Raw genomic sequence first — 6,418 nt, 5'->3', positions numbered from 1 at the left:
TATTTCTGTAAGTTAAAAGAATTTAAACGTATAGCGATGCGTAGTTGTAAAACAGATACGAGTTTTGAAGCCATGATTCAATTGTGCGCGAGTTTAATTAACTCTCGGTAATTCTCAACAGACCCTAGGACGTTATTACGATGGTGATGATTTAGACCTCGGGTGGCACTTACTGTTTGGTGAAAAGTCGGCTTTTGGTAAAGGCTATTTGCGTCCAGTAATGAGGCTATTAGGTTTTTATATTTTTGAAAATGCACCTTCCGACAAAATTGTCGGGGAGCCTGACCATACGGTTAAACCCTATGCAGCAGTGGTCGAAGAAATGTGCTATGAGGCGCAGCGCTTAATCCCGATGCCTGAAAAAACGGCCATGTTGTATTACTGCTTTAAACAAAAATTCTATGAAAAATTTGGAGGGTATTTAACTGATTCAAATGCATTTATGCAAAACCATAACCCACTCAATAGGACTGAGGAACTTACATGAGCTATAGCTCAGAACATATACAAATCATGGATATGCGCTTTTCAGCGCATGTCACTGTCGCCGAATTTGAACAATGGCTCAGTCAAGTCGAACGTTTTTTCTTAAAAAAACAGAACTTTGTTTTGGTCATGCAAACCGAAGTCGGGACGGAATTTCCTGAAGAATACCGTCAACTGCAAGCTGTTTGGTACAAAAAATACAAACAACTTTTTTTTCAATACTGCTTGGGTTTGGTTCGAATTGCACAAGACCCAACCGATCAACAACGACTGAATACACCTTCACTGCATGCTGCATGGCGGGTGCCTTACTACGTCACACTTGATCATTCTGATGCACTGCAATGGGCAGTGCAGAGGTGGATATGCACAACCTAAATACACAAAGAGCAACACGCCAAATCTCAGCTTTGAGCTTAGCCGTTGTCATTGTTTTATATCTGGCACATGCCTTGCCTTTGTATTTTTACAATGTGGCATTGCCCGCTATTTTGCGACATCAGGGAGTAGATTTACGTTGGATTGGAATGCTGTCGCTGCTTTATATTCCATGGGCGTTTAAGTTTTTATGGGCACCACTCATTGACCGACTCTATATCAAAAAGTTAGGTAAAAGAAAAACATGGTTGCTCTTTACACAAGTAGCACTGGTACTTGGGGTATTGGCCTTGGCATTTACCCAGTTCTCTTATGGCCTCGCGGTGTTTGTTGTGATTGGCTTGTGGATTTCAAGCTTTGCGGCGACCCAAGACATTGCCATAGATGGTTATACCGTAGAAACCTTTTCAGCGTCTGAATATCGTCTAGGCAGTATGGCTCAGAGTATAGGGGTCGCTTTGGGGAGTATGTTGGGTGGTGCAGCGACATTATGGCTATATCAATATTACGGTTGGGAAAGCGCATTGGTGTGTTTAGCACTCATGACCGCTTTAACGATGTTTGCTGTTTTTTATATTCAAGAAAATGCAAACGAACAGACGAATATCGCTAAACAAGCCCCAAGCTTAATCCGTGCTTTTAAACGACCAGAGATTCTATCTGCCTTGGCACTGATCCTGTGTTATCGCGTGGTTGAAGCACCTGCAATGGCGATGCTCAATCCAATGCTGATTGACCAGAAATGGACGCTTGCCCAAATTGGGGTGCTGATGTCTGTGATTGGAGCAGGTGTTGGTTTGTTGGCGGCTGTGAGTGCCGCATTTTTATTGAAAAAAATTCAGGCTACACAGTTGCTCATTTGGGCGGGGTGGTGCCGAACAGCATTGTATGGGGCGATTGGCGCAGCCATTATTTTGGGTTGGTTAAACCAGTGGCATCTGCTCTTGGGGGGATTTGTCATTGTCATGCTTGCGATTCGTTATGTCGCGATGACTTCGTTATATGCCTATTTCATGCAAAGCAGTTCCAAAGAACAGGCAGGCACTGATTTCACCATTTTAGTGTGCTTTGAGCTACTGGTTTATTTCATCGGGGGAGCCGCATCGGGCTTTTTAGCCAAAGCACTTGGCTATGGCAATTTTTATGTGGTGTTGGCGGTTGCGTCTGTAGTCAGTGTACTACTGAGCCAATACATCATTACACGTCATCAAAAAACTCAACAAAAACTGTTGAATCAAGAAGTTTAATAAAAGGAAAAAGAAATGAACCGTTTTATGTTACCTATGCAGTTGACTTGTTTAACACTGGCTGTATGTACACAGTTATATGCTCAAGATAACGTTCTAACAAATTCAGCAAGTCAGACAAGCGGTGTTGAAGCCCAACAAAAAGAAACCACACAACTTGCACCGATTGTGATGACAGCAACCCGCTCTGCAAAGAGTATTGCGGACATTGCAGGCACTGTTTATAGCATCGATCAAGCTGAAATTGAGAAACAGGCCAATGCTGGCAAGAGCATTGCCGATATTTTGGGAACACTGGTTCCATCCCTTACACCGAGTAGTGGAACAACATCAAACTATGGCATGACCATGCGCGGTCGTGTGGTGCAATACATGATTGATGGTGTGCCACAAACGGGTTATCGCGATGGTTCACGCCAATTAAATAGCATTCAACCGTCTATGATTGAACGTATTGAGGTGGTTTCAGGGGCGACCAGTATTTATGGCTCTGGAGCAACAGGCGGGATTATTAATATTATTACTAAACGTGGTGGTCAAGACCCAATTAGCTTTGAAACTAAAGTTGGGGTGACGGCGGGTAATAACTTTAAAGCTGATGCTATGGCTTATGAAGCATCACAAAGTGTCTTATTTAATCAAGGGGCATTGCAAGGAGCCTTCGGTGCAAGTTATACCACACGCGGTGAAATTCAGGATAGCCATGGCAACCGCATAGGACCTGAGGTTGCGCAGACTGACCGTCAAGATACGGACACATTGGACCTCAATGGTCGTTTGACGTGGAATATTTCAGATGAACAAAGTTTAAGTTTTGGTGCACAATATTTTAATGATGAACAAGACAGTGAGTATGGACCTGACTATGGTCCAGATTTAGCTTATGTAAAACGAGACCCGACCTATACAGCCAGCCTTGCTGCAGTTAAAGGCATGCAACTTGAGACTCAACCTCAAACTGAACGCTATGCATTTAATACACGATATGAAAATCAAAATGTATTGGGTCATACCTTAAATGCCGAAGCGTATTATCGTAACGAACAGGCGCGTTGGTTTCCTTCAGCTCAAGCAATGGGTGGCGGTTTATACCTCGTTTATCAATCGGAAACAGATATTGATGTGTACGGTGCGCGTGTTGCTTTGCAGAAACAGTTTGATTTAAATGGTCGCAATTTGGGACTCAGCTACGGCATTGATTATGAAAATGAACAAGATGAACAAAATATTCAAATGTATGATAGTGCTGTATTTGTTGCCAGCAACGGTCTAAATTATAAACCTTTTAATTATTATGCTTTTGGACCTGATGTAGAAACAGAAAAGTTGGGTACTTTTGTGCAAACGGACTTTGATGTAACGGATCGTTTAGGTTTAAAAGCAGGGGTACGTTATGAGCGTGTAGAAAGCCAAGTAGAGGAATCGACGCCGTATATGGAGGCAATTACAGCGGACTTGCAGCCAGGCTACCAAGCCAAAACTTTAAATGGCGGTAAGGTAAAGCATGATGCGACATTATTTAATTTGGGCGCGGTTTATCACTTAACAGATGCTCAACAAATGTTTGCAAACTTTTCTCAAGGATCCAATTTACCTGATATTCAACGTATGCTTCGTGATGTACCCGCAAGTTTTACTGTGAATAGTCAAACTATTGATCCAATTAAAGTCAATAACTATGAGCTGGGATGGCGTGTACAAGCTGCAAACGGTTTAAATGCGAGTGTCACCACTTTCTATAATGACTCAGATAAAAGTTTAAAATTTGGCCGTCCCAACTACACGATTGAAGTCCTAGATACCGATGAGCGCGTTTATGGTGTTGAAGGAAATCTGTCATATCGACTACAGCCAAATTGGACAGTGGGTGGAACCATGGCTTATACCCGCGGACAATTTAAAAATACCGCAGGAAAGTGGCAAGAGCTAGATGCAATCCGTGTTGCACCACTGAAAGGTACAGCATTTTCTGAGTGGCAGTTTAACAACGATATGAGCCTGCGTGTTCAAGCACTTGCTATCGGTGGTACTGATAAAGCCAAAAAAGATGCTGTAAAGTACGGTTCAACGGTTCCTGCTGAAATCAAAGGTTTCGCAACAATGGACGTCATAGCCAATGCCAAAGCAGGCCCAGGTACGGTCGGATTTGGTGTATATAACGTTTGGAATACGGACTACAAATCAGTCTATAGTCAAGCGGTGGAGTCAGTTTATGGTGCTATTTCAAGCTTACCTGCTCAAGGTCGAACCTATGGTTTGAGCTACACATTAAAATACTAATTGCACAACCAGAGGTAGCTTTCAGCTACCTCTTTGCTTTGTAATCTCGCCTTAAGAAATGGTTTAAATAATAAAATGAATAGCAATAACAAAATCTTTATTGCAGGCAGCCTTGCCAATGGCGCTTGTTTTTCGATGATTTTACCTTTACTTGCGCCGTTTATTCGGCAACTGGGCTTGACGGAACTGCAAGGTGGAGCGTTGGTTTCGGCTGGTGCTTTGGTGATGGCCATCTCAGCTATTTATATTTCTAAACAAACTCAAAAAATCAGCATTTATCAATTGTTAAGTATCGGTTTTATCGGTATGGCGATCACTTGGGGCTTATTTGCGGCGGTACTCAGTTATGGGCTGAGTTATGCCATTTCATTTGCTGCTTTGTTTAGTTTATTGATATTGACCCGTGCCAGTACTGGCTTTTTTATGGCGATGCCACAAATTGCGCTGCAAAGTTATGTCATGACGGCTTTTCACAGTGAACAGGAACGTAGCCAGAATATGGCGAAGTTTGGCGCGCTGAACAGTTTAGGCGTGGTGATAGGTCCTTTAGCGACGACATTATTGCTGACATGGAGCATGTTGACACCGTTATGGGGCGCAGTGGCTATTCTAACGAGTATGGCTGCTTGGATTGTACTAGGCTTTCAAGGAAAGCAAGCATCACAGACACAAGAATGGGACGAAACCACAGCTAAATTACAAGACGTGTCTACAGAAAAGCTGCAATGGTCAAAGTTAGGGATTTGGTTATTGCTGGGTTTTAGCTTATATGTCGCGATTGTCACCCTGAATTTAACTGCTGGTTTTTATATCCAAGATCGATTCCATTTCGACACGTATCAGAGTGCAGTGTATTTTTCTCAGTGTTCATTGATTGTGGGGATAGCGCTCGTTTTGATGCAACTGGCGATTTCAAAATGGTTTAAATGGTCAATTAAACAATTACTTTGGATCGGTCTTGTGACGATGGTTTTAGGTTTATTACTTTCACTGAGTGCTGGTCAGATTTGGACTTTCCAAGCGGCTTATGTTTTTTACGGCATCGCCGTGGCCTGTTTAATTCCAGCTTTTACCACAGGGGCAGCCCAAACCGCACCAGCCACGCTACAAACTAAAATTGCCAGTTTATGCACAGCTACGCAAGCACTGAGTTTCGTTTTTGCACCTTTACTAAGTACAGGCTTATATCAATGGAATCAACATTTACCCTATTATTTTCTATTGGCGTTGATGACGGGGCTGATGCTGTACTTTAGCTTTAAACACATACAAGCCAACAAGGATCTCAGTAGTGTGGCATGAGATCCTTTATTGATGGTGTTTAACCAAGAAGATAAACGACAGCGTGAATTAAACTTGGGCCAAACAGCACCATGAAAATACCTGCCAAAACCATACTGAGACAGGCCGCGACACCTTCTTCTTTATGACGTCTGAACGCAGTACTGGTACCAAAACCATGTGCGGCACTACCTAATGACGCACCTTGAGCAAATTTAGAATCCAATTTTAGAACAAGTAATACGGTGTTGGCCAAGAGTCCACCAACGATCCCCGTAATCACAGTGAATAAAATCACCAGCTCGACTGAGCCTCCGACGGCTTGAGTGACCTCCATGGCAAAAGGGGTAGAGATAGAGCGGCTCATCAAACTATAACTGGTTGCAGCATCGAAATGGAATAAACGTGCCAAGTAAAAAGAGCTGACTACACCAACCAACATACCCACGATTATGCCTAAAGCAATTGAAAAAGCATGCTGTTGAATGACTTTGCGATATTCATAAATCGGAATGGCAAACGCGACCGTTGCAGGGCCTAACATCCAGACTAACCATTTGCTGTAGTACATATAGTTGTCATACTGAATGTTGAAAAACACTAGACACAAAATAATCAGACAGGGAATAAAAATCGCTGGTGAGAGCAATACATACGGGTGTTTCTGATAAAACTTTTTACCCCAAAGATAGGCCAGTACCGTTCCGATAAAACAGATCAAGGCAACGAAATGAATATGCATGATC

The 6,418-nt window shown here is 42.7% G+C and carries 5 protein-coding genes and 1 pseudogene; 5 read left to right on the top strand and 1 reads right to left on the bottom strand.

Annotation, left to right across the window (positions count from 1 at the left end; all coding sequences use genetic code 11):
* Positions 1-124: 124 nt before the first annotated feature.
* The 5 genes and pseudogenes from HYI04_RS14485 to HYI04_RS14465 form a co-directional block, all read left to right on the top strand.
* Positions 125-487, top strand: a pseudogene (locus tag HYI04_RS14485) (GNAT family N-acetyltransferase); the annotation flags it as partial.
* The gene (locus HYI04_RS14480; RefSeq protein ID WP_010326614.1) at positions 484-864 is read left to right on the top strand and encodes a hypothetical protein; all 381 of its coding nucleotides are present in this window, start codon (positions 484-486) and stop codon (positions 862-864) included. The pseudogene HYI04_RS14485 and the gene HYI04_RS14480, both read left to right, overlap by 4 nt.
* Positions 852-2,111, top strand: coding sequence for an MFS transporter (locus HYI04_RS14475; protein ID WP_010326615.1), 1,260 nt, complete (start codon positions 852-854; stop codon positions 2,109-2,111). Before HYI04_RS14480 ends, HYI04_RS14475 begins: the two co-directional genes overlap by 13 nt.
* A 15-nt stretch (positions 2,112-2,126) precedes the next feature.
* Positions 2,127-4,391: a TonB-dependent receptor gene (locus HYI04_RS14470; protein ID WP_178896322.1), complete on the top strand. Its 2,265-nt coding sequence runs from the start codon at positions 2,127-2,129 to the stop codon at positions 4,389-4,391.
* A 75-nt stretch (positions 4,392-4,466) separates the two neighbouring features.
* Positions 4,467-5,693, top strand: coding sequence for an MFS transporter (locus HYI04_RS14465; protein ID WP_010326617.1), 1,227 nt, complete (start codon positions 4,467-4,469; stop codon positions 5,691-5,693).
* Between the two features lie 19 nt (positions 5,694-5,712).
* On the opposite strand, the gene HYI04_RS14460 is transcribed toward HYI04_RS14465, so the two are convergent.
* On the bottom strand, positions 5,713-6,414 hold the full coding sequence (locus tag HYI04_RS14460; protein WP_010326618.1) for an LrgB family protein: 702 nt from the start codon (positions 6,412-6,414) through the stop codon (positions 5,713-5,715).
* Between the last annotated feature and the right edge of the window lie 4 nt (positions 6,415-6,418).

The organism is Acinetobacter sp. SwsAc2 (assembly GCF_013391465.1).
GTDB classification, from domain to species: Bacteria; Pseudomonadota; Gammaproteobacteria; order Pseudomonadales; family Moraxellaceae; genus Acinetobacter; species Acinetobacter johnsonii.
The sequence above is the reverse complement of the archived record's forward strand: the minus strand, read 5'-3'. Positions and strand labels throughout refer to the sequence as shown.

What these genes read in the sequence shown, in the direction of transcription:
- HYI04_RS14480 (WP_010326614.1), top strand. Translation starts at nt 484, where the DNA reads ATGAGCTATAGCTCAGAACATATACAAATCATGGATATGCGCTTTTCA.
- HYI04_RS14475 (WP_010326615.1), top strand. Translation starts at nt 852, where the DNA reads ATGCACAACCTAAATACACAAAGAGCAACACGCCAAATCTCAGCTTTG.
- HYI04_RS14470 (WP_178896322.1), top strand. Translation starts at nt 2,127, where the DNA reads ATGAACCGTTTTATGTTACCTATGCAGTTGACTTGTTTAACACTGGCT.
- HYI04_RS14465 (WP_010326617.1), top strand. Translation starts at nt 4,467, where the DNA reads ATGAATAGCAATAACAAAATCTTTATTGCAGGCAGCCTTGCCAATGGC.
- HYI04_RS14460 (WP_010326618.1), bottom strand. Translation starts at nt 6,414, where the DNA reads ATGCATATTCATTTCGTTGCCTTGATCTGTTTTATCGGAACGGTACTG.